22 protein-coding genes and 1 tRNA gene are annotated in these 26,033 nt (G+C 64.7%); 6 read left to right on the top strand and 17 right to left on the bottom strand.

Annotated features, from left to right (window positions below; translation table 11 throughout):
- Positions 1-15: 15 nt before the first annotated feature.
- Positions 16-1,311 (bottom strand): serine--tRNA ligase, encoded by a 1,296-nt coding sequence (serS, locus tag ACW7G0_RS06425; protein WP_456988413.1) that lies wholly within the window; start codon positions 1,309-1,311, stop codon positions 16-18.
- 121 nt (positions 1,312-1,432) lie between these two features.
- Here serS and ACW7G0_RS06430 point away from each other — a divergent pair, with 121 nt between their 5' ends.
- Positions 1,433-2,101: an energy transducer TonB gene (locus ACW7G0_RS06430; protein ID WP_456988414.1), complete on the top strand. Its 669-nt coding sequence runs from the start codon at positions 1,433-1,435 to the stop codon at positions 2,099-2,101.
- Positions 2,102-2,168: 67 nt separating this feature from the next.
- On the opposite strand, the gene aroA is transcribed toward ACW7G0_RS06430, so the two are convergent.
- The 4 genes from aroA to ACW7G0_RS06450 form a co-directional block, all read right to left on the bottom strand.
- Positions 2,169-3,518: a 3-phosphoshikimate 1-carboxyvinyltransferase gene (gene aroA, locus ACW7G0_RS06435; protein ID WP_456988416.1), complete on the bottom strand. Its 1,350-nt coding sequence runs from the start codon at positions 3,516-3,518 to the stop codon at positions 2,169-2,171.
- The gene (gene pheA / locus ACW7G0_RS06440; protein WP_456988418.1) at positions 3,515-4,609 is read right to left on the bottom strand and encodes a prephenate dehydratase; all 1,095 of its coding nucleotides are present in this window, start codon (positions 4,607-4,609) and stop codon (positions 3,515-3,517) included. Before pheA ends, aroA begins: the two co-directional genes overlap by 4 nt.
- A gap of 1 nt (position 4,610) precedes the next feature.
- Positions 4,611-5,696, bottom strand: coding sequence for a 3-phosphoserine/phosphohydroxythreonine transaminase (gene serC / locus ACW7G0_RS06445; RefSeq protein ID WP_456988419.1), 1,086 nt, complete (start codon positions 5,694-5,696; stop codon positions 4,611-4,613).
- A 97-nt stretch (positions 5,697-5,793) separates the two neighbouring features.
- Positions 5,794-6,252: an FHA domain-containing protein gene (locus ACW7G0_RS06450; protein ID WP_456989471.1), complete on the bottom strand. Its 459-nt coding sequence runs from the start codon at positions 6,250-6,252 to the stop codon at positions 5,794-5,796.
- On the opposite strand from ACW7G0_RS06450, the gene ACW7G0_RS06455 reads away from it, so the two are divergent.
- The 3 genes from ACW7G0_RS06455 to ACW7G0_RS06465 all read left to right on the top strand — a co-directional run bounded on the left by ACW7G0_RS06455 (position 6,133) and on the right by ACW7G0_RS06465 (position 8,083).
- Entirely contained in the window at positions 6,133-6,612 is a 480-nt protein-coding gene (locus ACW7G0_RS06455) for a hypothetical protein (RefSeq protein ID WP_456989516.1), read from the top strand. The two genes, ACW7G0_RS06450 and ACW7G0_RS06455, sit on opposite strands and share 120 nt — an antisense overlap.
- A 109-nt stretch (positions 6,613-6,721) precedes the next feature.
- A complete protein-coding gene (locus ACW7G0_RS06460; RefSeq protein WP_456988421.1) occupies positions 6,722-6,997 on the top strand; it encodes a polyhydroxyalkanoic acid system family protein in 276 nt (91 codons plus the stop codon).
- A gap of 117 nt (positions 6,998-7,114) precedes the next feature.
- Positions 7,115-8,083: a restriction endonuclease gene (locus ACW7G0_RS06465; RefSeq protein ID WP_456988422.1), complete on the top strand. Its 969-nt coding sequence runs from the start codon at positions 7,115-7,117 to the stop codon at positions 8,081-8,083.
- Positions 8,084-8,109: 26 nt separating this feature from the next.
- Here the strand turns inward: ACW7G0_RS06465 and ACW7G0_RS06470 are convergent, their stop codons facing one another.
- Genes ACW7G0_RS06470 through ACW7G0_RS06490 form a run of 5 tightly spaced genes read right to left on the bottom strand, consistent with a single transcriptional unit; the run spans position 8,110 to position 12,762 of the window.
- The gene (locus ACW7G0_RS06470) at positions 8,110-8,247 is read right to left on the bottom strand and encodes a DUF2474 domain-containing protein (protein ID WP_456988424.1); all 138 of its coding nucleotides are present in this window, start codon (positions 8,245-8,247) and stop codon (positions 8,110-8,112) included.
- A complete protein-coding gene (cydB, locus tag ACW7G0_RS06475; RefSeq protein WP_456988426.1) occupies positions 8,247-9,254 on the bottom strand; it encodes a cytochrome d ubiquinol oxidase subunit II in 1,008 nt (335 codons plus the stop codon). Before cydB ends, ACW7G0_RS06470 begins: the two co-directional genes overlap by 1 nt.
- Positions 9,254-10,708: a cytochrome ubiquinol oxidase subunit I gene (locus tag ACW7G0_RS06480; protein ID WP_456988428.1), complete on the bottom strand. Its 1,455-nt coding sequence runs from the start codon at positions 10,706-10,708 to the stop codon at positions 9,254-9,256. Before ACW7G0_RS06480 ends, cydB begins: the two co-directional genes overlap by 1 nt.
- A 45-nt stretch (positions 10,709-10,753) precedes the next feature.
- Entirely contained in the window at positions 10,754-11,554 is an 801-nt protein-coding gene (speD, locus tag ACW7G0_RS06485; protein ID WP_456988430.1) for an adenosylmethionine decarboxylase, read from the bottom strand.
- Positions 11,554-12,762, bottom strand: coding sequence for an amino acid aminotransferase (locus tag ACW7G0_RS06490; protein WP_456988432.1), 1,209 nt, complete (start codon positions 12,760-12,762; stop codon positions 11,554-11,556). The genes speD and ACW7G0_RS06490 overlap by 1 nt, the downstream gene beginning before the upstream one ends.
- Positions 12,763-13,038: 276 nt before the next feature.
- Here ACW7G0_RS06490 and ACW7G0_RS06495 point away from each other — a divergent pair, with 276 nt between their 5' ends.
- Positions 13,039-13,896, top strand: coding sequence for an EamA family transporter (locus ACW7G0_RS06495; RefSeq protein WP_456988434.1), 858 nt, complete (start codon positions 13,039-13,041; stop codon positions 13,894-13,896).
- A gap of 156 nt (positions 13,897-14,052) precedes the next feature.
- Here the strand turns inward: ACW7G0_RS06495 and recD are convergent, their stop codons facing one another.
- The 5 genes from recD to ACW7G0_RS06520 form a co-directional block, all read right to left on the bottom strand.
- Positions 14,053-15,876 (bottom strand): exodeoxyribonuclease V subunit alpha, encoded by a 1,824-nt coding sequence (recD, locus tag ACW7G0_RS06500; RefSeq protein WP_456988436.1) that lies wholly within the window; start codon positions 15,874-15,876, stop codon positions 14,053-14,055.
- Positions 15,873-19,541 (bottom strand): UvrD-helicase domain-containing protein, encoded by a 3,669-nt coding sequence (locus ACW7G0_RS06505; protein ID WP_456988437.1) that lies wholly within the window; start codon positions 19,539-19,541, stop codon positions 15,873-15,875. Before ACW7G0_RS06505 ends, recD begins: the two co-directional genes overlap by 4 nt.
- Positions 19,538-23,023, bottom strand: a complete 3,486-nt coding sequence (gene recC / locus ACW7G0_RS06510) for an exodeoxyribonuclease V subunit gamma (protein WP_456988438.1) — start codon at positions 23,021-23,023, stop codon at positions 19,538-19,540. Before recC ends, ACW7G0_RS06505 begins: the two co-directional genes overlap by 4 nt.
- A 446-nt stretch (positions 23,024-23,469) precedes the next feature.
- Positions 23,470-23,805: a carboxymuconolactone decarboxylase family protein gene (locus tag ACW7G0_RS06515; protein WP_456988439.1), complete on the bottom strand. Its 336-nt coding sequence runs from the start codon at positions 23,803-23,805 to the stop codon at positions 23,470-23,472.
- A 37-nt stretch (positions 23,806-23,842) separates the two neighbouring features.
- Positions 23,843-24,262, bottom strand: a complete 420-nt coding sequence (locus tag ACW7G0_RS06520) for a DoxX family protein (protein ID WP_456988440.1) — start codon at positions 24,260-24,262, stop codon at positions 23,843-23,845.
- Positions 24,263-24,424: 162 nt separating this feature from the next.
- Here ACW7G0_RS06520 and ACW7G0_RS06525 point away from each other — a divergent pair.
- Positions 24,425-24,499: transfer RNA gene (locus ACW7G0_RS06525), tRNA-Val, on the top strand.
- 85 nt (positions 24,500-24,584) lie between these two features.
- Here ACW7G0_RS06525 and ACW7G0_RS06530 read toward each other — a convergent pair.
- Together ACW7G0_RS06530 and ACW7G0_RS06535 are read right to left on the bottom strand one after the other, a co-directional pair.
- Positions 24,585-25,184 carry an NADPH-dependent F420 reductase gene (locus ACW7G0_RS06530; protein WP_456988441.1) on the bottom strand — a complete coding sequence of 200 codons (600 nt, stop codon included), beginning with the start codon at positions 25,182-25,184 and terminating at the stop codon, positions 24,585-24,587.
- 43 nt (positions 25,185-25,227) lie between these two features.
- A complete protein-coding gene (locus tag ACW7G0_RS06535) occupies positions 25,228-25,962 on the bottom strand; it encodes an SDR family NAD(P)-dependent oxidoreductase (protein ID WP_456988442.1) in 735 nt (244 codons plus the stop codon).
- Positions 25,963-26,033: the final 71 nt, after the last annotated feature.

Below are 26,033 nucleotides of genomic sequence, written 5' to 3' on the forward strand. Positions count from 1 at the left end.
GATTTCGACGCCCACTCAGGCAATCTTCTCCAGGCCTCCCATGTACGGGCGCAACGCTTCGGGGACGGCGATGCTGCCATCGGCCTGCTGATAGTTCTCCATCACCGCGATCAATGCGCGACCTACCGCGACGCCTGATCCATTGAGGGTGTGCACCAACTCGGGCTTGCCGGTAGCCGGGTTGCGCCAGCGGGCCTGCATGCGCCGGGCCTGGAACGCCTCGCAGTTGGAGACCGAGGAAATTTCCCGGTACGACGCCTGCGATGGCAGCCAGACCTCGAGGTCGAACGTGCGGGCGGCGGAGAAACCCATGTCACCCGAGCACAACAACATGCGGCGGTACGGCAGGCCGAGCTTTTCCAGCACCACCTCGGCACAGCGCGTCATGCGCTCGTGCTCGTCATTGGACTCCGATGGCCGGGCGATGCTGACCAACTCGACCTTCTCGAACTGGTGCTGACGAATCATGCCGCGGGTATCGCGGCCGTAGGCACCGGCCTCGGCACGAAAGCACATCGAGTGTGCAGTCATGCGCAGCGGCATCACCGCGTCATCCATGATCTCATCGCGCACGGTGTTGGTCAGCGGCACCTCCGAGGTCGGGATCAAGTAGCGCCGGCTGCTCGCGGACGCGGCCTCGCCGATCTCGGTCGCAAACAGGTCGTCCTCGAACTTCGGCAACTGGCCGGTGCCGAGCATGCTGTCGGTGTTGACCAGCAGCGGCACGTTGGTCTCCTCAAAACCGTGCTCGTTGGTGTGCAGATCGAGCATGAACTGGGCGAGCGCGCGATGCAGCCGGGCGAGCTGTCCGCGCAGCACTGTGAAGCGCGCGCCACTGAGTTTGGCCGCGGTATCGCCATCGAGCCAGCCGTTGCGGGCGCCGAGTTCGACATGGTCCTTGACCTTGAAATCGAACGCGCGCGGCGTGCCCCACTGGTGCTGCTCGACATTACCACTCTCATCCGCGCCAACTGGAACGCCATCCTGGGGCAGGTTCGGCAGTCCCAACGCTATCGCGTCCAGCTCGGCCTTGAGCACGTCCAGCCGTGCCTCGCTGGCCTTCAGCTCATCGGCAAACCCGGCAACCTGCGCCATCAGCGGCGCCGCGTCCTCGCCCTTCGCCTTGGCTTGGCCGATCGCCTTGGAGCAGGTGTTGCGCAGGTTCTGTAACTCCTGGGTACGCACCTGGATCTGCTTGCGCTCGATCTCCAGCGCCTGCAGCACGTCGGGATCGAGGTCGTGGCCACGCGTTTCGCGCAGGCGGGCGGCCAGTTCGGCGGGCTGTTGACGCAGCAGGTTGGGGTCAAGCATGTCGGGACCGGGTCGTGGATGGGAGTCCGATTATCGCGTGGATCGCCCGTCGGCGGGACCGGTTGGCAACGCGTTAACGACATCCATGCACAATATCGGGGTCTTCGTCATCGGATCAGCCATGCCAGAGTCCTCTTCCAACCCGCAACCACCGCACCGGGACTACTCCCGTTGGCTGCCATCGTGGCGCACATTGTTGTGGGTCGGGCTGGCATTTTTGGCCGGCGTGCTGCTGTTCGCGTGGGTCTGGTCCGCGGACCGCAACCAGGATGACTTCTTCCGTGCCGGCGAGACGCCACCGACCGCCGGCGCACCTGACTACCGCCCGCTGCCGGTCCCGTCCACTGCCAGCGACCGCGAAGCCAGTGGTCTGGACCCTGGCGAAGCCAGGGCCGAGGACGGCGACGACCAGGATGCCCAGCCACGCTTGGTCGAGGTAGCACCACCTGCGGCTCCGGCGCCCACCACCACGTCGCCGGTCCCACCGCCTTCCGGTTCGGATGCCGGCGTTTCAAGCCAGCCAAGCCCCATCGCCGGAAGCATGCCGGCGCCCCGCTACCCGCGCCGTGCGCTGCGTCGTGGAGAAAGCGGCGTCGTACTGGTGCGCGCGCGGATCGGACCCGATGGCGTCCCGACTTCGGTCGAGGTAATCAACGGCAGTGGCTCGCGTGACCTGGATCGCGCTGCGGTGAATGCCGTCGAACGCTGGCGATTCCATCCGGCGCGACAGGATGGTCGACCGACGGTCGGCACGGTGAACATCCCGATCGAATTTGCGCCGAACCGCTGACCGTCGGCGAGCATAACTTGTCGGACTGAGCGGTCGCGGCAGTGCCGGACCGACGGGACAACGGGCCTCAGTCGCGCTGCGTGGACGGCCCGTCCGTGCGTCCGCAACGAGGCTGCAGCCCCATGCCGATGCGGTCGGCCATCTCGACAAAACCGGGGAACGACGTTGCGACGTTGGCGACATCGGTGATTTCCACTTCGCCCTTCGCCAGCTGCGCGGCAACCGCGAAGCTCATGGCAATGCGGTGATCCGAGTGGCTGTCGACCACGCCGGCGCCGAAGCTGCCGCCGTCGATAATCGCGCCGTCCGCGGTCTCCTCGACTGCGATCCCCAGCGTCCGCAGGCCTGCCGACATTGCCGCAATCCGGTCGGACTCCTTGACCCGCAGCTCGGCCGCGCCCCGGATCACGGTGCGCCCCCGGGCACAGGCGGCGGCGATGAACAGCGCCGGGAACTCATCGATCATGTCGGCCACCAGCGACACCGGCACCTCGACGCCATGCAAGGGTGCGTGTCTGACCACAAGGTCGGCGACCGGCTCGCCGGCATTGCTGCGCTGCTCTTCGCGGATGTCGGCACCCATCTGTCGCAGCACCTGCAACAGACCGGTACGGCGGGGATTCATCCCGACAGCCTCCAGCCGCAATTCCGAGCCTGGCACCACGCTGGCGGCCACCAGAAAATACGCGGCCGATGAGAAATCGGCCGGCACCACAACTGGTATCGCCTGCAGGCGGTGGCCGCCGCTCAGGCGCACCAGACCGGGCTCGAACTGAACCGGCCAGCCAAACGCCGCCAACATGCGTTCGGTGTAGTCACGGGTGGGATGAGGCTCGCGCACGACCGTCGAACCACGTGCATACAGCCCGGCGAGCAGCAGCGCGGATTTCACCTGTGCGCTGGCCACCGGTAACGCGTAGTCGATCCCCTGCAGGGGCGCAGCGCCGGTAATGCGCAACGGCGGCGTGCCGTCGAAATCGGTGTCGATCCGGGCGCCCATCGCGGCCAGCGGATCGGTGACCCGACGCATCGGTCGTCGCGACAACGCGGCGTCACCAACCAGGACGCTATCGAAGGCTTGTCCGGCCAACAGCCCCGCCAGCAAGCGCATGCCGGTACCCGCGTTGCCACAGTCCAGCGGCTCGGCGCTTGCATGCAGGCCGTGGAGCCCGACCCCGTGGACGAGACAGCTGCCCGCCTCCGGGTTTTCGATCCGTACACCCAACTGGCCAAGGATGCGCGCAGTGGCACGAGTGTCCTCACCCTGCAGGAAGCCCTCGATCAGGGTCTCCCCATCGGCGAGCGCACCCAATATCACCGCTCGATGCGAGATCGACTTGTCTCCGGGAACCCGCACGCTGCCACGCAAAGGATGGCCAGGCCGGCCAACCCAGTCCTCGCGTGCCGCATCGCTCACGTGATCGCCACCGGGTAGGAACCGAGCACCCGGACCTGCTCGGCAAATTCATCCAACTCGGCCAGCGCCTTGCACATCGCTTCCTGCTCGATATGCCCACCGACATCGACGAAGAACGCGTATTGCCAACGGCCGGTATGACCGGGGCGCGATTCAATCCGGTTCATGCTCAAACCATGCCGCGCGAACGGTGCCAGTACATGATGCAGCGCGCCGGGCTGGTCCTTGATGAAGATCAGCAGTGAGGTGCGGTCATTGCCGGACGCCGGGAACAGTTCCCGACCCAGCACGAGGAACCGGGTGGTATTGTCCGGCCGGTCCTCGATCGGGCCGGCAACGGCTTTCAGGCCATAGACGGTGCCGGCACTGATACCGGCGATGGCCGCGGCATCATCGGCATTGCGGGCGCGGCGCGCGGCCTCGGCGTTGCTGCCCAGCGGAATCTTCTCGGCATGCGGGAGGTACTGGCGCAACCATGCCTTGCACTGGGCGAACGACTGCGGGTGCGAATAGACCCGCTCGATGTCCTCAAGCCGGCCACTGCGCGACAGCAGGTGCTGGTGCACGCGCAGCTCGACCTCGCCACAGATCTTCACCTCCGAGCCCAGGAAGGTATCCAGGGTCGACTGAATCGTGCCCTGGGTGGAGTTTTCCACCGGCACCACACCGAAATCCGCCGCGCCCGATTCAACCTCGCCAAAAACCTCCTCGATACTGCCCAGCGGCAGGCCGTGGATGGAATGGCCGAAATGCTTATATACCGCCTGCTGCGAGTGCGTGCCTTCCGGGCCCAGGTAACCGATCTTGAGCGGCTCTTGCTGGGCCAGGCAGGCCGACATGATCTCGCGGAACACGCGTACCAGTACCTCGTTGTCGAGCGGCCCGTCATTGCGGTCCACCACCCGGCGCAGCACCTGTGCCTCGCGCTCGGGGCGGTAATAATCGATCGCCGCGGCAAGGTCGCCCTTGGCTTTCCCGACCTGGTTGGCATACTGCGCGCGTTCGGCAATCAACTCCTGGATCGTACGGTCGATACCGTCGATGCGCTCACGCAACACGCCCAACGTCGGGGTCTTGGCCTTGGCAACCATCTCAGCCGTTCCTCTTGCTGAAGTCATTCATGAACTCGACCAGCGCCTGCACTCCCGTCTCCGGCATCGCGTTGTAAATCGACGCCCGGACACCGCCCACGACCCGGTGCCCGCGCAGCCCAATCAAACCCGCTTGCGCCGTTTCTTCCAGGAAAATGGGCTCCAGCACCGGATCGCGCAGGGAAAACACCACATTCATCCGTGAACGCGCTTCCGCCTCCACCGTGTTGCGGTAGAAGCCATCCGAGCCATCAATGGCGGCGTACAGTGACGCCGCCTTGCGAGCGTTGCGCCGGGAAAATTCGGCGACGCCGCCTTCGGCCAGCATCCACTTGAACACCAGACCAGCCAGGTACCAGTTGAACGTCGGCGGTGTGTTGAGCATCGAGCCACGCGCCGCATGCTCGCGGTAGTTGAGGATCGGCGCGCGGGGCTGGCCAGCGCGCTCCAACAGGTCGCGCCTGATGATCACCACGGTCAGTCCCACCGGCCCCAGGTTCTTCTGCGCGCCCGCGTAGATCACGCCGAAACGGGATACATCAATCGGCTCGGCGGCGATGCTGGAGCTGAAATCACCGATCAGCGGCACATCACCCACCGACGGAATACCGGGAAACTCGACGCCGTGGATGGTCTCGTTGGCGGTGTAATGAACGTACGCCGCGTCGTCGGACAGCCGCCACTGGTCTCGGGTGGGAATGGCGCGAAACCCACCGGACGCCCCATCGGCGGCGATGCGAACGTCCACGCAGGACTGCGCCTGCTTCATGGCGGTGACGCCCCAATGGCCGGTAACCACGTAGTCGGCAATTTGCCCGGGGGCTGCGAAGTTCAGCGGGATCAGCGCCTGCTGGGTCGTCGCTCCGCCTTGCAGGAACAACACCGCGTAGTCGTCCGATATGGATAACAGGCGGCGCAGATCGGCCTCGGCCTCGGCGGCGACCTGCATGAACTCGGGGCCGCGATGGCTCAGCTCCAGCACCGACGCACCCGCGCCGCGCCATTCCAGCAACTCCTCGCGCGCTTGTTGCAATACCGTCTCGGGCAGTGTCGCGGGACCGGCACTGAAGTTGTAAGCGCGCGACATCGGACGCTCCGCTGAGGTGATGGCGCAGTATGCCGCACCGCACCAACATCGCAACTACCTCTGGCTGCCGCCATCAAACCTGATTATCGCGCCCCGGCTATCGCACCCCGTACAGCAACAGCAACGCCAACGCGCCCGCCAGCAACGCCGCCGCCAGCAATAACCATGGCAGGCGCCGCAGCGATGATGCGACCGGTGAGCGCCTCGGCTGACCCGCCGCAGCGGCTTCGGCAGGCGCCGCCTCGACATCCGGTGATCCCGTCATGCGCGGCGAGGACAGCGGCGCTTCCAGCACGAAACGATGATTGGCGCCGAACACGATCTGGTCGCCCGGACGCAACAAGCCTTCGCGGACGCGATAACCGTTGACCACGCTGCCATCGCTGGAGCCCAGATCACGCAGCACGATGCCATCGCGGTGAGGTTCCAGCCGGACATGCTGCTCGGCAATTCCCGGTTCCCCGATATGGACATCGGATCCGGCTTGGCGACCGACCGTGCAAGGTGCGTCGAGCGTGAAACAACACCCATGGTGGATACCACCGACGCCGCGCAAGACGGTGTGGCGCGCAGCGGACGCGCTGGTAGTCGGATCAACCGGCAGCGGCTCGGGCTGCCGCCCCAGCAGGGTCAACTCAACGCCATCCATGTGCACCGCATCCCCAGCGCGCAGCATCGCCATGCGACGCACCGGGCGCCCATTGACATGCAGGCCCTGCGCGCCCTCGCGCAGCTGCAGCCAGACGCCGCGACGGTCAACACAAAACTGGATCGCGGCCTGGTCGGGATGATCAACCAGGCAAAGTTGTCCATCCGCGCCACGCCCAATAGCGTGCACGCCCTGGCTCAACACCAGGTCGTCACGGTCACGGTTTGGGAATTGCAGTCTGAGGGCATCCACGCGGCGGCAATCTAGCACGGCGCGGCATCCACGCCTATCGGTCCGGCACGATTGTTGACCGCAGCGCGTACTTTGAACCCACGCAATCCAAGTCCACAATACGCGCTCGTCCAGGGAGAGCCGCATGGCCAGCATTGATATCACCCATCCCCATTCCATGGCCCCGGCCCAGGCTCGCCTGGGGATGCAGGAACTCGCCGACAAGCTGGTTGAGCGCTTTGGCGTGCAGTGCGACTGGGACGACGACATCCTCAACTTCACCCGCGCCGGAATCGACGGACACATCGCGCTGCTGGCCGATAAAATTCATGTCACCGCGGAGCTGGGATTCATGCTCGGAGCCTTCAAGGGCGCCATCGAAGCCGAGATTCGCCGCGTGCTGGAGCGGCGCTTTGGCTAACGTCACCACGGCTCGTCCGGGCGAGCCACAGCTCACTTTTTGTCGACCGGCGTTGACGTATATTTCGCCACTCTGGACGCGCCAGCCTTGGGGCGTCAATGCAATGTCAGGACACGAATGTCAACCGTTTCATTGACCATCGCTGCGCTGGTGATAACGCTGCTGACCGGCGGCGCAGCCACGGGCTGGTTGTGGCTGGTTCACCGTCAACAACTGGTGGCTGCCGCAGGCCTGCGAACGTTGGCGGCCATGCGTTGGCGGGAGTTCTCGCGCTTTGTTATCGAAGCCTTGCAGGCACAGGGGTTCAATGCCAGCCGGTTGGCACCCGACGCTGACCGCGGACAGAATGCCGACCTGCTGCTCACCCGGGGCGACCAAGTGTGGCTGCTGAGCTGCAAGCAAGGAGTCAATTACCGCATCAACGACGCCATGGTCAGCCAGCTGGCCCACGCCGTACATGACAGCCAGGCCAGTGGCGGCATCCTCGCTACCCTGGGCACCATCCAGGCCAGCGCCCGCAAGCAGCCGCAGGGGATCGAGCTGATCGACGGCGCGACCCTGTGGCCATTGATCGAGCCGTTGTTGCCGCCAAGCTTGCATCAGGACCTGGGCAGCCGCGCGCGCGCCCGGACAATCCGGGCAACCATGCTGGTCTGGCTGGTGGCGCTGCTGCTGGGCGCGGGTGTGGCGATGGCTCTGTCGACCCAATCCAGCGACGCGGGCGACACCGTCGTTTTGCCCGCTGCATCATCGTCGGCGAGCCCTGCGCGACCGTCCGGCAACCTCGCCGATGCACCTCAGCCATCGGCGCCCGGGACCGCGAGTCCGGAAGCCGATGAAGACGCACCGGCGCAGCGTTTGAACGCCGCGACGCAGGTATCGACACTGCCCGGCATCGAGCGCGCCTCCTGGGCGACCCAGTCGACGTTTCTGGTTCACCTGCAGTCGAATGCGAACGATGAGCAGGTCGACCGGATTTGCGGCACGCTCCAGCGCAACGGCATCCACAGCGTGCGGGTACAGCTACAGCCGCCACCAAGCAGCGACGCACCGGTCCGGTTCCTTCAATGCCGCCCAATGAAATGACCGCCGGACAACCGGCTGGGTCGCGGTCAGGTCGTCATTCCCGCCGAGCGCATCACCAGCTTCAACAGTAAAGCCACCAGCGTCAGGCTCGCCACGCTCAACACCCAGATCAGCACCAGCCATCCGATGCGCGACCACCAACGACGACCCGGCTCACGAGGCATCAGTGATAACCGTCCTCGGCGCGGACCTTGCCGCGGAAGACCCAGTAACTCAGCGCCGTGTACGCCAGGATGATCGGGATTACCAGCAACGCGCCTACCAAGGTGAAGCCCAGGCTTTGGGGTGGCCCGGCCGCTTCCCAGATGGAGATGTCGGGGGGGATGATGTTCGGCCACAGGCTGACTCCCAGCCCGCTGTAACCCAGGAACACCAGGGCCAGCGTCAGCATAAACGGGGAGGCGTGGGCGTCACGGCGCAGCTCGCGCAGCAGGTAGTACGAGGCCACCACAACCAGTACCGGCACCGGCGCGAAAAAGTACAGATTGGGCAGGCTGAACCAGCGCTCGGCGATCTGCGGGTGCGCCAGTGCGGTCCAGACGCTTACCCCGGCGATGGTGACCAACAGCGTCCACAGCCAATGTCGCGTCCGCCGCCGCATATCATCGTGCAAGGGTCCCTCGGTCTTCATCAGCAGCCAGGTGCTGCCCAGCAACATGTAGGCGGCCACCAGGCCCAGTCCGGTGAATAGTGGGAACGGTGCGATCCAGTCCAGCGGCCCGCCGACGAAGCGGCCATCGCTTACCTCCAGTCCATTGATGAAGGTGCCCAGGACCACACCCTGAAAAAAAGTCGCTGCATATGAGCCCAGGGCAAACGACCAGTCCCATTTCTGCCGCCTGTCGGGCACCGCCTTGAAGCGGAACTCGAACGCGACACCGCGAAAGATCAGCCCCACCAGCATCAGTATCAGCGGTAGGTACAGCGCGGTCAGCACCACTGAATAGGCCAGCGGAAACGCCGCCAGCAACCCGGCCCCTCCCATTACCAGCCAGGTCTCGTTGCCGTCCCAGATCGGCGCCACGGTATTCATCATCACGTCGCGGTGTTCGGTCTCCGGGATGAACGGAAACAACATGCCAATGCCCAGGTCGAACCCGTCCATGACCACGTACATCATGATCGAGAACAGGATCACGACGGCCCACACCAACGGCAGGTCGATACCCATCAGTCCATCCTCCCGTGATGCGTGCTGTTGCGGTGCATGTCGTGGTCCGTCTCGCCGTCGGTTGCGGCTGACATCGGTCGCATTGGCTGGCGTGACTGGCCCGGGCCGCCATCGGGCGACCTGTTGTCATCGGCCAGATCCGGCCCGGCAGCAATGATCCGCAAACAATAGACAGTGCCGGCTCCAAACAACGCGAAATACACCACGATGAAGATCGCCAGGGTCAGGCCGACCTGGGTCGCACTGTGCGCGGACACGGCCTCCGAGGTCCGCATCACTCCGTGGATGATCCACGGCTGGCGGCCGATCTCGGTGGTGTACCAGCCGGCGAGGATCGCAACCAGCCCTGCCGGTCCCATGGCCAGGGCGAACTTCAGCAGCAGCCTGGACTCGTGGAACCTTCCGCGCCATCGGGACCACGCCCCGTACAAGCCCAGCAGAATCATCAAGGTCCCCAGGCCCACCATCACCCGGAACGTCCAGAACACCACCAACGAATTGGGCCGGTCCGCCGCCGGGAAGTCCTTCAATGCCGGGATATCGCCATCCAGGCTATGGGTCAGGATCAGACTGCTCAACCGGGGAATGGCCACCTGGTACTTTGTCCGCTCCTCTTCCATGTCCGGGATCCCGAACAGGATCAACGGCACGCCCTTGCCCCGCGGAGGATGCTCCCAGTGCCCTTCCATCGCGGCGATCTTGGCCGGCTGGTACTCCAGTGTGTTCAGGCCATGGAAATCCCCGATCACCGCCTGGATTGGCGCAGTGAACAGCACCATCCACATCGCCATCGACCACATGGTCTTGATCGCCGGGTCGGCACGTCCGCGCAACATGTGCCAGGCGGCGCTGGCCGCCACGATCAGCGCCACGGCAAGAAACGCGGCGGTCACCATGTGGGGCAACCGGTAGAAAAAGGACGGATTGAAGATCACCGCTACCCAATCGACCGGCACCACCCGGCCGTCGATGATTTCGTAACCCTGCGGCGTGTGCATCCAGCTGTTGGAGGCGATGATCCAGGTGGAGGAAATCAGCGTGCCGAGGGCCACCATGAAGGTGGACAGGAAATGCAGCCCGGGGCCGACCCGCTTCATGCCGAACAGCATCACCCCCAGGAAGCCGGCCTCCAGGAAGAACGCCGTCAACACCTCATAGGCGAGCAATGGCCCGGTGACGCCACCGGCGAACCGGGAGAACTCGCTCCAGTTGGTGCCGAACTGGTACGCCATCACGATGCCGGAGACCACGCCCATGCCGAACGCGACCGCGAACACCTTGATCCAGTAGTGGTAGATGTCGAGGTAGACGGACCTCCCGGTGCGCAGCCAAGCCGCTTCCAGCACCACCAGATAACTGGCCAGCCCGATCGTGATTGCCGGGAAGATGATGTGGAACGAGATGGTGAAGCCGAACTGGATCCTGGAAAGCAACAGGGCATCGAGCTCAAACATGGCGCATCCGAAACCGGGGAAACGCGCCCAGTCTACGCCCCTGCCTCAGCGCTCGGCGTAGCCCTGGTACAACTCGATGATCTCCTTGCGCAGCAGGTGCTCGATGCGCATCCGCTCGCGAAACGGCAACAGATGTGCCATCTCGCTGAACAAATAGTCGTCCAGGTTGAAGTTCTTCAGGTGCATCTTGGTGTGGAAGATGTTTTCCTGGTAGACGTTGACGTCGCGGAACTCGTACTTGTTCAGCAGTCGCTTTGAGATCGACTCCTGGATCGAGTTGATCTTGTGGTCGATGAAAAGCTTCTTGCCCTTGGCGTTGCGAGTGAAGCCGCGCACGCGGTAATCCATGATCACCACGTCCGAATCGAACTGCTCGATCAGGTAATCCAGCACTTCCAGCGGTGAGATCAACCCGCAGGTCGCCACGTCGATGTCCACCCGGAAGGTCGCGATCCCGTTGTCGGGATGCATCTCCGGATAGGTGTGGACGGTGACGTGGCTCTTGTCCAGGTGCGCGACCGTGCGCTTGTGCTTGTCGCTGGACGTGTTCTGCCCCGGTTCGGGCGCGGCCAGGGCCGGGCGATCCGACATCAGGATCGTGACCGACGCGCCCTGCGGGTCGTAATCCTGACGCGCAACATTGAGCACCGTCGCACCAATCATATCGGCGACCTTGAGCAGGATCTCGGTCAACCGGTCGGCGTCGTATTCCTCGTCGATGTACTCGATGTAACGCTGGCGCTGCGTCTCCGACATGGCATAGGAGATATCGTAGATATTGAAGCTCAACTCCTTGGTGAGGTGGTTGAACCCTTCCAGCTTCACCTGGCCGCGCGGCTTCCCCATCAGTCTTGCCCGGGGTCGTGCATGACCTTCGCGAACGCCTCGGCCACCCGGTCCACGTTGTCATCGCGCAGCCCGGAGACGCAGATGCGCCCGGAATTGACCGCGAAGATACCGTGCTCGGCCCGCAGCCGCTCGACCTGCGCCGCGCTCATGCCGGTGTAGCTGAACATGCCGCGCTGGCTCAGCAGATAGTCCACGTTCAACGACGGCGCGCGCGCCTTCATGCCGGCGTGCAAGCGCTGGCGCATCTGCAGCATGCGCGTGCGCATTTCCCCGACCTCGTCCATCCAGTCCTGGCGCAAGGCGGCATCGGCCAGCACTTGGGTGATGATCTTGCCGCCGAAGGTCGGCGGGCTGGAATAGTTCGCCCGGATCGACATCTCCATCTGGCTGAGCAGGCGCTTGGCCTCATCGGCATTCGCAGATACGCCCACCAGCGCGCCGCAACGCTCGCCGTACAACGAGAACGTCTTCGAGAACGACACGCTCAACAGCAGCGAGATCCCCGCATCGACCATCGCGTGCACTGCGTAGCCGTCCTCGTCGATGCCCTCGGCGAAGCCCTGGTAGGCCATGTCCAGGAACGGCAACAGATTGCGTTCGGCGATCACCTTGATCACCGCGTCCCACTGGTCGCGGGTCAAATCGGCACCGGTCGGGTTGTGGCAGGCCGGATGCAGGATGACGATGCTGCGCGCCGGCATTGCCTGCAGGTCGGCCAGCATGCCGTCGAAATCGACGCCATTGGTCGCCGTGTCGAAATAACGATACGAGCCGACCTTGAAACCGCCGGCCTCGAAGATCGCCTGGTGGTTCGGCCACGACGGTGCACTGATGAACACCTGCGAATCGGGGAAGTAGCGCTTCAACAGGTCGCAACCCACCCGCAGCGCGCCCGAGCCGCCCAGCGACTGGATCGCCACCGTGCGCTCGCCGACCTGCTGGTAGCGGTCGCTGCCCAGCACCAACTCGGTGACCAGATCGCGGTAGCTTTTCGAACCGGCAATCGGCTGGTACGGCGCAGGGCCCATCTCGGCCGCCAGCGCCGGACGCACCGCTGCCACCGAGCGCAGGGTCGGAATCGCCCCGTTCTCGTCCTGATAGGCACCAATGCCCAGATTGACCTTGTCGGCGCGTGGCTCGGCGAGATACGCCTGTTGCAGCGAAAGAATGGGGTCACCGGCGTAAAGCGGCAAATGGCTGAACATGTCCAGCTCCTGATAAGGAAATTATGGGTATGAGGCCCGGCCTGACGGCGGATGCACCGCCGCGGATCAGACAACCAGCGAAGACCAACGGCCTATTGTCGCGCAGGTTGACGGGAATAGCAGCCGCAGGCGGTCCCAGGTCACCGCAGAGGTCGACCGGTAGAATCCATCGCTTCGCGCCTCGCCCCACGTCGCTACCAGAGCCATGCCCATCGATATCCCGACCCTTATTGCTGCGACACCGGTCTGGTTCGCAATGTTGCCGTGGCCGCACCCATGCATCTGATCCTGCTCAGCGCCGTATGCAGCGTATTGGTCTCGGTAGTGCTGAAGCTCGCGCCCCGCGGCCGGCTGGACGTGGCGCAGATGGTCACCTGGAACTACCTGGCCGCCGCGGTGCTGTGCGCTCTGCTGCTGCGGCCGGATCTGGACGGCCTGCGCGACGGCGGCACCCAGTGGCTGGTGTTGCTGGGGCTGGCCGTGCTGCTGCCGTCGCTGTTTCTGGTGTTGGCCTCGGCAGTGCGGCAAGCCGGCATCGTGCGGACCGACGTCGCCCAACGCTTGTCGCTGTTGCTGTCGCTGGTGGCGGCATTCACCGTGTTCGGCGAACACGCTGGCGGCATCAAACTGGTCGGTCTGGCACTGGGCTTGATTGCCGTGGCGGGGATTGTCGTACGGCCGTCCAACGGGGTCGCGTCCAGCGCGAAGGCCTGGCTGCCGCTGTTGACGGTGTGGGTCGGCTTCGCACTGGTCGATGTGCTGCTGAAACTGATCGCCCAATCGGGCACCTCGTCGATGGCATCACTCCAGGTTGCGTTCGCGCTGGCATTCGTGTTGATGCTGGGCTGGCAGATCGCCCGCCACCTGCGCGGCACCGCCCGGTTCAGCGTCGTCAACCTCGGTGCCGGGCTGCTGCTGGGCCTGCTCAACCTCGGCAACATCGTGTTCTACGTCCACGCCCATCAGGCCCTGCCTGACAGTCCGGCGGTGGTGTTCGCGGCCATGAACATCGGTGTGGTGGTACTGGGCACGCTGGTCGGCGTGGCGGTGTTCGGCGAGAAAACAAGCCGCTGGAACCGTGCCGCGATTGTCCTGGCGATCGTTGCGATTGCAATGATTGCGTATGCACAGTAGCGTGCCGCGTCGGGGCGAGACGCGGCGAAAAATCACTGCATGATCGCATCCGTCATCCGGTGGCCACCGCGCCCCACTAGGTAAGTTCTGATCAAGTCGCTTCTGCCAATCAACGGCTTGAAGTCCATGGATCCCCGCCTGCGCGGGGATGACGGGTTATTGGGGATGACGGGTTGTTGGGGCCAGCTTCGCAGCCACCCCGCCCTGTCGCTGGACTGTGTGGGTGACTGCCGTGGCCAGTGCGTCGTCGGCCGCCCACAGCTCGACCGACACCTTGGCCCGGGACACGCCGGTGTAGAGCAGTTGACGCGAGAGGATCCGGCTTTCGGCATCGGGCGGCAGCAGCACAGCGACGTGGGCGTATTCGGAGCCCTGGCTCTTGTGGATGGTGATGGCGAACGCGCTTTCGTGCGGTGGCAACGCGTTGGGGGCGAAGCTGCGGAGCGTGCGGGTAAATCCTGCGTCTTCGCCATCCGTCGATCTACCGGGGCTGCCTTCAAACCAGACCCGCAGGTGACCTTCCGCATCGGCCAGGCAAATGCCGACGTCGCCGTTGAACAGGCCGGCGGTGTAGTCATTGCGGATGACGATGACGGCGCGGCCGGGGTACCACTCGCGGTCGCGCTCGACGTTCCACTGCCTGCGCAGCCGCTGTTCGATGGCCAGATTGACCGCTATGGCGCCGTAGGGGCCTTCCCGCAGGGCGCACAGCAACTGACGTTGGGCGAGCGCGTCCAGGGCGGCCTCGACCGGGCTGGTGTCTGGCGGCGTTGTTGCTGGTTCCGCTGAGTCTTTCGCCCAACGGTCGATCTGGTTGCCCAGCGCTTTCAGGTCATCAACGGCGATGCGCGTTGCGTGCGTTCCGGCAGCGGCAACCGCTTCGCTCAGGCGTTCCGCATCGCCGGCATTGATGGCCTGGTTGATCTCCACCAGATACTTCTCGGCGCGGAAGCTGTGTTGCAGTTTCACCAGATCGCCTGCGCCGGCCCCGTCGTTTTCCACCCTCATCGCGCTGACCAGGTCCATCAGCACCGAGCCGGCCGCGACCGAAGTCAGTTGATCGGCGTCGCCGACGAGGATCAGGGTGGCGTCGGGTCGCACTGCGTCGAGCAGGCTGCGCAGCATGGCCAGATCGACCATTGACGCCTCGTCCACCACGACGATGTCGGCGGGGATCGGGTCTTTCTCGTTGCGCGCGAAGGCGTTGTCGTACGGCCGGTAGCCAAGCAGGCGATGCAGGGTGAGCGCCTCGTGGTCGGGCACGTTTTCCAGCAGGGGGTGCCACTCCTGCGGCAGCGGTTTGGTGGGATGCTGTTGCAGGTTCTGCTTGCCCTTGCGCAGGGACTGCACCAGCCGTTGCGCGGCCTTGCCGGTGGGCGCGGCGACCTGGATCGCCAATGGCACCGGCGACTGGCGTTGCAGCATCAACAGCATGCGCAACACGGTGGTGGTCTTGCCGGTTCCGGGGCCGCCGGTGAGCACGAACAGCTTGCGCCCGACTACCGAGCGAACCGCGTGCCGCTGCAGCGTGACCGTGTCGTTGCTGATGCCATGGAACAAGGCGTCGATGTCCGCCTCCGCCACTTCGGCAGCGCTGGCATTACCGCGACGGCACTTGACCGCATCAACCACCGCGACTTCGTGCTGATGGTTACGCCACAGGTAGAACCGGCCGTCAGCATCCAGCACGAACGGAACGGGCGCGGCGACATCGGTATCCGGTTTGCCAACCATCGGCTGGTCGGCAAGCGCGGCAATGTCGGCCTCCGTCAATCCGGGCATTGCATTGTCGCCCTCGACGCCGCCGGACAGGCGCAAGGCGGTATGACCATTGCCATCGGCCAGGCTGGCCCAGGCCGCGACCTTGGCCAGCAACGCCGAACCGCCGTGGCCGATGACCCAGCGGTACAGCGCGCGATCCAGTGGACGCCAAGCCTCGACGGCGGATTCGGCAGGCAACGACTCGAAGCGGTAACTCATGCGGCCTCCTGTTCACGGCCGGCGAGTGCGGCATCGATGGCGTCGATCAACTCGTCGCTGAAACGGTGCGCCCAGATACCGGTGCCGGGTGCCAAGCCGACGGCACGCACGAACAGGTAGATCGCCTCGCCCAACTGCGCGCTCCGGTCGTAGCCCGGGCCGATGCGCTGGCGCAGGTAGCGGTCGACCGCGACCACGTACAGCAAGGCCTGGAAGCGGTAATGGCTGCGGTCCATCGCTTCGTCGAGTTGCGTGGGCGCGTAGGGCGACAACAGGCCGGCCTCCCCCAGTCGATTGCCCTTGTAGTCGAGCACGTAGAAGCGGCTTTCGTGCTGAAACACGAGGTCGATTTTTCCGTTCATCATGCCGCGCAAATAGCGGGGCGATGCCTTGGGCACCAGGTCGGGTTCACCGGCACGGGCGCAGGCATCGCGCAGGCGCTGCATCGCCACGCCATCGAGCACGTAGTCGAAACCCATTTCCGCGCGCAGGTGTTCCCTGGGCAGGTCTCCCAGCCGCACGACGTGGCCATCCGCCAGTTCCATCGGTGTGTCCAGGGTGGTCTGGATGCGGTGTGCCAGTTGCCGAATCAGTGTCTCCAGGTCGATCTCGCCCAGACGCACGCCGCTTTCGAGCAGGTGATGGCGAATCAGGTCGTGCTGCGCCGACATCGGCTGGCCGATCTGGCGGAACTCGAACATCGCATGCAGCGCGTTGCCGAAGTCGGCGCCGGCGATCGGAACCAGTTCGAGCAGTTCGCGGTTGGGGGATTCGTTCGGTTCCGGGGTCGGCTCTGCTGCTCCCCCTCTCCCGCTTGCGGGAGAGGGCTGGGGTGAGGGCAGCGGGATCGGTTCGCCTGCGTCTTGCTCGCTCTCGTCTGCGGCCGAACCGTCCTCAAAGCTGGCGATTCTGGTTTGCGACTTGGTCAAACTGGTGAAACTCCACTTGAACTCGAACGCGGTGGTATGGGGTTCGGACAGGGCCACGCGTGACACTGGTTTGGTATCGACAGGCGGTTGATACCTGCCCTCCGGCCAGGCCCAGTCGTTGGCGTTCCAGACGATGTGCTCATGCAGAGACGCCTGCGATGCGGTCCCATCAAGCTTGGGCAACATGCGCTCGATCATGGCGTCGAGCGGTGCACGGTGCGGATCCGTATCCGCCGCCCCACCCTTCTTGTCCTTCGCGCGACCGGGAGGCAGCACGTAGACGTGGCAGGCATACCGGGCGCGAGTCAGCGCGACGTACAGCAAGCGGAAGCGCTCGTCCTGTCCCTCCTGACGGTAGCGCGTCTTGTCAGCCTCGCCGAAGCCGGGGATGCGCTCTCCGCTTTCCGCGTCATGCAGTATCTGGATTGTGTCCTTGGTGACCTGGGTGTTGGCCCACATCAGCGGCAACATCACCACCGGGAACTCCAGCCCCTTGCTGGCGTGGACGGTCATCAAGCGCACGCGTGCGGCATCGGATTCGATGCGCAGCCGCATCTCGTCGGCGGCATCACCATCGTCGGCCTTGCGGCGGCCGCGCTCTTCGGCGAGCCAGCCCAGCAACTGTTCGGGACCGGCAAAGGTCTCGCTGGCGGTTTGCAGCAGCTCGCCCAGATGGCGCAGGTCGGTCAGGGAGCGCTCGCTGTCGCCGGCGGCAAACAACCGCGGCGTCGCTTGCCGGGTCAATTCCTGGACCAACGCCAGCACGCCGCGCGTCTTCCAGATCTCGCCGAGGCGCACGTAGCCGGCGGACAGTGCCTGCCAATGCTCCGGCTGGTCACGCAGCGTCCGCAGATCCTCGTAGGTCTTGCCGCCCAGCCGTGTCGCCAACGCCGCATGTACGGCACCCTCGTCGCGTGGATGCTGGGCGGCGTACAGCACAATCTGCAATTCACGCGCCCAGTCGGACTCGAACACGCTGCTCCGGGCCGAGGACACGCAAGGCACGTTGCGATCGTTCAACAGCCGCCGCAGCCGGATGATGTCGTTATTGCCCGGCACAAGCACTGCGATGTCGCCGGGCACCAAGGGTTTTCCACCGATGGAATGCCTCCCGGGTTTCAGCAGCTCGACGATCTGGTTGGCGCAGCCTTTCAGCGCAGCGCTACGGCGGCTTTCGGCGTCATCCGGGCAGTCGGCCCAGTAATGCAGTTGCAAGGGTTGGGTGCAGGCCTGTCCGTCCACCTCGTACGGCGCGTCGTCACAACGTGCGCTGGCCTTGACCGCTTCGTAGCGGATGGCGTGATCGGCATCGGTGCTCAGCTGCGTTCCGGCCAGCTCGTAGAACGCATTGCAGGCGGCCACCATCGGGCGCGAGGAGCGGTAGTTGGTGTCCAGGCTCAACCGGCTGCCGGCATCGCTTCGCGCCTTGAGGTAAGCGTGGATGTCACCGCCACGGAAGCGATAGATTGCCTGTTTCGGGTCGCCGATCATCACCAGCCGGCCGCGCGGTTCGCCGGTCGAGTCACGGTAGATCCGGTCGAGGATGCCGTACTGCAACGCATCGGTGTCCTGGAACTCGTCGACCAGCGCCACCGGCCAGGCCTTGAACAGGCTGTCGGCCAGCGCGCTTCCACCCTCCGGCAAGGCGCGGGCGACCCGCTCGATCAGTTCGTCGAAGGTCACCTGGCCGCTGGCGGTCAGGCGCTGGTCGCGCCAGGTCTTGGTCTGTTCGACCCAGTGATGCCAGGCGGCAATCCGAGGTGCGGCGGCTTGCCATTCCAGCGCTTGGGCGGCATGGGCTGCGATGGTGAGAACTTTCTGCACTTCAGGATCATCGAGGTGCTCCTCGCCAATCTGATCCGATACCGGCCCCGGAACCAGATTTGCCACAATCTTTGGCCGCAGGTCTGGATCACGCGGTTGTGATTCCAGGTAATTGGCCAGTTGGGCCAGCGCCACCTTGAATGCTGTTTTCCTCGGCTGAAACACTTTCCTGCCCACCAACTGCCGTATCGGGCCTACCCATTCCGCCGATAGGGCAACCTCGGGCGCTACGTCCAACGCGCGCAGCCGCACCGAAACACCCGGTGCCGAGTACGCGCCGAGATGGTTCTTTAGCGCGCCGAAACTTTTGGCATCCGGCAAGGGCTGGTCCGACGGCTGCGGTGCCTGCTTCAGGTGCCGCCACACGTCCTCGGCGAGCGTCTGCATCATGCTCTCAGAGGACACCATGTCGCCGAGGCCGAAGGCGCTGCCGCTCTCGAACGGAAAGTCGCTGAGGATCTTCCGGCACAAGCCGTGCAGCGTGCTGATGGGTGCGAGGTCGAGCTCGGCCTGGGCCAGACGCAGGCGATTGATGTCGCTGGCAATGCGGTCTTCGGGCGTTTTGTCCCCGGCATCGGTCCAGTGCGTGTACAGCCATTTCAGGTCGGCCGGTTCATCGCCGTCGGACTGCACACCTTGGGCCCGCAACTGGCGACCGTAGCGTTCGGCCCGGATCAACTGGGCACGGATGCGCTCGCGCAACTCCTCCGCGGCGGCATCGGTAAACGTCGTCACCACAATCTGTTTCGGCGACAGCCTCTGCTCCAACAACAGGCGCAGGTAGAGCACTGAGATCGTCCAGGTCTTGCCGGTGCCGGCGCTGGCCTCGATCAGACTGCGGCCATCGGCATCCAATGACAGCGAGCGCCAGTCTTCAGTTTTTGCATGCGTCGGCGCGACTTGCGTGCTCATGCGCTTGCCTCCGCCGGCAGGGTGAGTAGGATCAATGCAGCCAGCCGATTGGCCGTCTGCAGCATCTGGTCGTAATCATCGGTTTCATCGAACTGGCGCTCGCCAGCCAGCAGGCGACCGTAGCCCGGGGAGTAGTCGCGCTCGCCCATGTTGAAACCGCCCACCCACGCCTCACGCGCCTTCTGCGGGGAGCTCGTCGCCGCCCACGAGGTCTTGGGGAAATACCACAGTGGTGCGTGCTGGGCGTCCTGGTAGAACTCGATCAGGCCGGTCACCTGGCGCTGCAGCGTGTCGATCATCTGACGGCGCAGCTCCTCGTTTCCATCGCGGACGGCCTGCATGAAGGTGATGTTCCAGGTATCGAAGCTGGCTTGCCAGCCGCCGCCGTCTTTTTTCGGCTTCGCCAGCACGCAAGCGCGGACCTCGCGCTGGCCGGAGGGATCGTCAAGCCGGACCAGTGCCCACTCGAGGAAAAAGCCCACCCGCGCCTTGAAGTCCAGCTGTTCCTCGGCCTTGCCCGGAAACGCGTCGAACACCCAGCGCGTGTCGCCCACCTCGTACACCCGGTGCAGCTCGCCCTGCAGGCGGCAATCGCCCTGCCCGGTTGTCAGCGGCTGATCGATCAGGACCGGCGTCGCATCGGGCAAGCAGGGATCGAACAAGGGGTAATTTCCCGTGAGCTTCAACAGTTCTTCGACCTGATTGCGGGTATCGGTCCAGGCCTGCTCACCCACCGTCCCCGGCGGCACCAGACCGCTCAGCCGCATCCAGTCCGGCGCCTCATCGGAGACGGCTTTTTCCGCCTGCGCGACAACCGAGTTGAGCACGCGCCGGGCGACCTGATCCAGCCCTTCGAACTTCGCCTCCAACTGCTCGCGGTCACGCAGCCGGTCCTCGTCCAGCGCGTCCAGCCGCAGGTTGAGTCCGCTGGCCAGCAACTGCTTGGCCGGATCGCGGAAGTAGGCGAACACCGGTCGCAAGGCGATGGGTGGCGGCGTGTCGGCGTTGCGCTGCGGCAGTGACGACGGACGCTCGCCCACGAATGGTGGCGCTGCAGACAAATCGATGCCGCGCCTGTCCATGGCCGCATGGCCTTGGTTGAACGAGAACAGCGCTGCGTCACTGCGGTCGAAATAGCGCACGTCGAACGGTTGCAGCGGATGTCTGACAAGCCACGGGCGATCGACTGTCGAATCGTCCGAATCCGGCCCGGCCGCATCTTCCAGCGCCTCCAGCAGTTCGGCGAGCGGTGCCGCCGGGTTGCGCGGCTTGCCGTTGCGCACGCCTTCACCGATGTAGCTCAGATGCAGCATGTCGCGTGCGGACATCACCGTTTCGAGGAACAGGTAGCGGTCGTCGCTGCGCACGTCGCGGTCGCCGAGGCGGCGATGGGTCGTCATCAGATCCAGTCCGCCATCGCTGCCCGCGCGCGGAAAGTCGCCATCGTTGAGGCCGAGCACTGCGACGACACGGAACGGAATGGCCCGTTGCGGAACCATGCCGCAGAACGTCACGCCGCCCATCAGGAAGCGCTGGCGTTCCGGCGCGGCCGTCAGACGCTCCAATAGCAGCTCGCGCACGACGCTGAACTCCAGCTCCGGATCGAGTCCGCTCTGTTGCGGCTCGCCGGTGATTGAACGGATGAACTGGCGCACCAGCGTCTCGGCATCGCGTGCGTCGGCGTCGCGCTTGTCGATGCGGAACAAGGCATCAAACACCTGCTCAAGCTGCTTGGCCCACTCACTTGCAGACAGTGTTTGCCTGCCTACTTCGTGCAGGCGTGCCAGTTGCACCAGCAGGCCGTCGAGCGCGCCCAGCAGCGCGGCTTGCGGGCCGTGGATGCCGGCCAGCGGCGCCAGTTGTTTGCCGTCCGGCAGCGTCACCGCGTTGTCCTCAACGTCGGCAGAAGCCCCCATGATGTAGCCGGCCATCATCCGATCCATGCCCCAGGCAAAGGTGTGCTCCTCGATGGCCGGCACACCCAGACCCGCGCGGAACTTCTCATCCAGCGCCCAAGCCACGCGGCTGTTACGCAGCCAGCCGACCAGCACCCCGGTATCCGCGTCGGCCAGGCCAAAGCGGCGGGCGATTTCCGGCACGCCCAGCAGGTCGACGACTTCCGGCGCAGTGATCCGCGACTGGGGGAAGTCCAGCAGCCGCCGAAAGGCTTCCAGCAACGAGTGCGAGCGCGAAATCGACACGTCGGCAATGTGGTACGGCAGCGGCCCCTGGTGCTCGCCGGGCTCGCCGAACACTGCCGGCAGCAGCGGCACGTAGGCCTGGATGTCGGGCGCCATGACGACGATGTCGCGCGGCCGCAAGTCCGGTTGATCGACGCGCGCCTTCAGCAACGCATCGCGCAGCACCTCAAGCTCGCGCAGGCGGGTATGGCAGGCGTGAACCCGCAGCGACGCGTCGGCGCGCTGGCTGGACAGATCGCCGACCGGTGCCAGCAGGGACGGATCGAACCGGCGGATGCTTTCCTGCAGCCGCGGCAGTCGCTGTGCAGCCGGCGTCGCCTCCGACTTATCGCCCCAATGGCGGATATCGACCTGCATGTCCAAGCCTTCCAGCGCCAACAGGAAGTGCTGGCCCATCCGGCCCCAGGCACCCAGCAACGGATGGCGTTGCTGCAGGAACAGGCTTTCCGTTTCGTGATCGTAGGGGGCGGTCTCGACCCGCTGCCGCAGCTCTTCGCGGTCGCTGCGCTGATCGAGCCAGTACTCCCGGCACGGGTCCGGCACGTACAGCACCACCGGCCTCCGCTGCGCCACCGCCGCCAGCACACTCAACTCGGACGGTGCCAGATGGCTGACGCCAAACACGTGCAACGGCTCGGCCTCATCCATGACGTGCCGCCCGGACGCCAACCCGGCCCGCATCTGCGCCAGCAGCTCGCCGCGATGCGGCAGCCCGATCTGCCGGCGCAGCGTGGCCCACAGCGACGCCAGCAGATCGTGCTCGCGCGACCCGGTGCCTTCCTGCAGCGGCACGCGCTTGCCGGCGGCCCACGCATCCAGCCAATCCGGTCGATACACGATGTACTGGGTGTAGATGCGCGCCAGCCGGTCGGCCAGCTGGAACCGTCGACGCGCCTGGTCGCAGCCTTTCAGATAGGCGCGCACCTGCTCGTCGTCCAGCGTCGGCAGGATCTCGTGGATACGCCAACGCAGCCCCCCGCGCTGATACGGCGCAAGCGCCACCGCGGACTCGCCTTGCAACTCCAGCGCCAGCCGATCCAGCCAGGCGCTCGGAAGGACGATGTCCAGATTGGCGGCAATCCCACTGGCACCGCCCTCACAACGTGTGCGCGCCAACTCCGCGGAAAGCCAGTGCTTCATCCCCGGATGAGCGGCGATTACCGTCTGCGGCGCGAGCACCTGGCTCGGCGGATGCTTGTCGACGAAATACGTCAGCGCCTCAAGCAGGCCTTCCAAGCGACTTGCGCGGTAGACGATGAGTCCACTGTGGATCTCTTCCAATGGGGGCCCCTGTGTATCAAAACGGACTGGCCGACTTGACTGGCTGCTTGCCCGACCCACCCATGTGGACCGGACAGAAGTCGTGATCGACTGGCGGTGATTTTGCTGCGTCAACGTACTACGGGCGCGTCTCAGAAGGTGAGATGGACAACCCCGGGAAATTCATGACCGGGCAGCCCTTCCCTCCAGCACTTTAATATCGGGCCGGTGCCTCGTCCTGGCCTGGTGATCTACCGCTGTAGGCGAGATCGATATTTCCCGCATGGCTTCGTGTCCACCATGAGCTGGAGGGACAACGCGGTCGCCGAGGGCTTCTTTGCTACGCTCAAGAACCAGGACGCCTGCGGTCGGTGTCCATGACACCCAGGCCGATGCACACGCCGCCATTACCAGCCACATCCATGGGCGTCCCCCCACGCGGCGCGGCCCCTTGTTGGCCCCCAGGGCTACTGATGGGCGTCGACGGCATCCATGACCCGGGCGGAATAAACCAGGGCGGCACCGGCGTTGAGCGCCACCGCTACTCCCAGTGCCTCGGCGATCTCCTCACGTGTGGCACCTTGCTTGAGTGCGGCATCGACATGAACCGTGATGCAGCCATCGCAACGCGTAGTCACTGCCACGGCCAGGGCTATCAACTCACGCGTTTTGGCATCCAGGTGGTTGGTCTGCGCACCGGCATTGCCCAGCGTCGCATAGCCACGCACGGTGTCCGGGGACAGCTTTCCGATGTCCGAGATCCGCTTCTTGATATCCGTCCGGTACTTGTTCCAGTCCAGCATGGTCGTTCTCCCGATCAGTCCAGGTCCCGATCAGCGCCTATGGTTGACGCCGCATCAGCGCGTAACGACCCGCCCCAGTGACGGCAAGTAGCAGCAAGCCACCGACAATCGCCACGTTCTTGTAGAACTGGGTCATGTTCATTGCGCGGTCGGCGCCTTCCATGGACCAGAAGGGGTGGCCAATCAGCGCCGTCCCCAGCACGAACAAGGCCATCAGAAGCGCCAGTGGACGCACGCACACGCCGACGATCAGGGCGAGGGCGACGAAGAACTCCATGATCACCGCAACCGCTGCGGCAATCGATGGTAGCGGCGTGCCGATCGACGCCAGATACCCGGCCGTTCCCTGGTAATCGATCAGTTTGGACCAGCCCGAAATGAGGAAGAGCAGCATCAACAAAAGACGGGCCAGCAGGATCAGCGCATCGCGATGTCGGTCGATCAGGGTGTTGATCATGTGCAAGCGCCCCTTGAGGATTACGCAAGCTGACGGCCACTCGCGTTATCTACGCGTGAAGAAGCCCAGCGGCGGCAACTTCTTGTCCACGCAGGGAGTTGCCACCGCAGCGAACCACTTGCAAAAAAGGGGCCTTTCCGCTGTATACTGCGCGGCCTCTTGGGGCGGTTAGCTCAGTGGTAGAGCATTGCCTTCACACGGCAAGGGTCGCAAGTTCGAACCTTGCACCGCCCACCAGTGGAAAGCATTACAGCACAAAGGTTACAGCGGAAAAGGCCACCTTCAGCAGGTGGCCTTTTTTCGTTGTACGGACGTATTATGTTCAGTCGAACTTGACTAGGTCCTTGAAGATCAGTTGACCCCAGCTTTTTCCGCGCGTCTGCACAAGCAGTCCACCTTCCAAAAGCCCGCCAAGTTGGATCGGCGAGAAACCGAGATTTTCCGCAAGCGCACCAATCTCCGCTGCGGCGCCGTCATCGTCGCTCGCCAGGAACACGACTCGCCTGCCGCCATGTACGGCCGGATCTTGTTCAAGGACGGCAGCGACCAGATGGTTGAAGCCCCTGACCAGTCTTGCACCAGTGAAGGCCTGCGCGACGACCTTGGAGGAAGACTGTCCTCCCAGTTCCTCTGGGGACACGCCGTAGGTATTGGTCACATCGACGATGGTCTTGCCCTCCCAGGTGGGCAGCGCCTTCGCGACGTCCGGGTGGGATTCGAAACGGACAGCCAAAAAGATGACGTCCGCCTTGACGGCTTCCGCCAGTGTTGTGGGAATGATCGTGGGTCCGGTCGCGGCCGCATCGGCTGCAAAGCTTTCCGGGTCACGCGTGGTTGCAACGGATACTTCGATGCCCTTGCGGGCAAACGCCTTGGCAAGCGCTTGACCGATCTGGCCGAAGCCGATAATTGCGTAACTCATACAAATTCTCCTTTGGTTTACGGAGCGCCGTAGGACGTGCGCGTCAGAGTTGCGCCAGGCCGCCGTCGACCGCGACCTCGCTGGCGGTCATGAAGCTGCTGTCCGACGACGCGAGAAAAGCAGCCGCCGCTCCGAGCTCCACGGGATTGCCCATGCGCTGGAACGCAGTCATCGAGCCGTAGGCCTTCAGGCCCTCCTCGCCCAACGCTTCCGTCGCCAGTTCGGTCGCTATCGCCCCGGGCGACAGCACGTTTACGCGGATGCCGGTGCCCTTCAGATCCTCCGCCCAGGTCCGCGCGAGGTTGCGCACTGCCGCCTTGCTCGCGCTGTAGGCAGTGAATGCCGGGGCGCCCGTGGTGCCGGCGCTCGATCCGGTCAGGATGATCGAACCGCCCTCGCCCATCAGCGGCAGCGCCTGCTGGACCGTGAAGATCGTACCCTTCACATTGACATCGAAGGTCTCGTCGATGTGCTTGGCGGTGATCTCGCCGAGCTTGAGCTGGCTTCCCACCCCGGCATTGGCGAAGACGATGTCGAGGGTTCCACGCTCGGCCTTCACCGCCGTGTAAAGCCGGGCGAGGTCGGCCTCATTTGAGACCGAGCCCTTCACCGCGCGGGCATTGGGCCCGAGGTCGGCCACAGCGGCGTCGAGCGCTTCCTGCCGGCGGCCGAAAAGGAAGACGAAGGCGCCCTCCTCGATGAAGCGCTTTGCAGCGGCGAGGCCAATGCCAGTAGCGCCGCCGGTGATCACGGCGGTCTTTCCATTCATTCTGTTCATGTCATGCATCCCTTGTAAGTGATGCTCCAATCTAGTTCCGCCGCCGGCACATGATTAGCCGGCAATAGGGG

The organism is Lysobacter sp. A286, assembly GCF_054052105.1.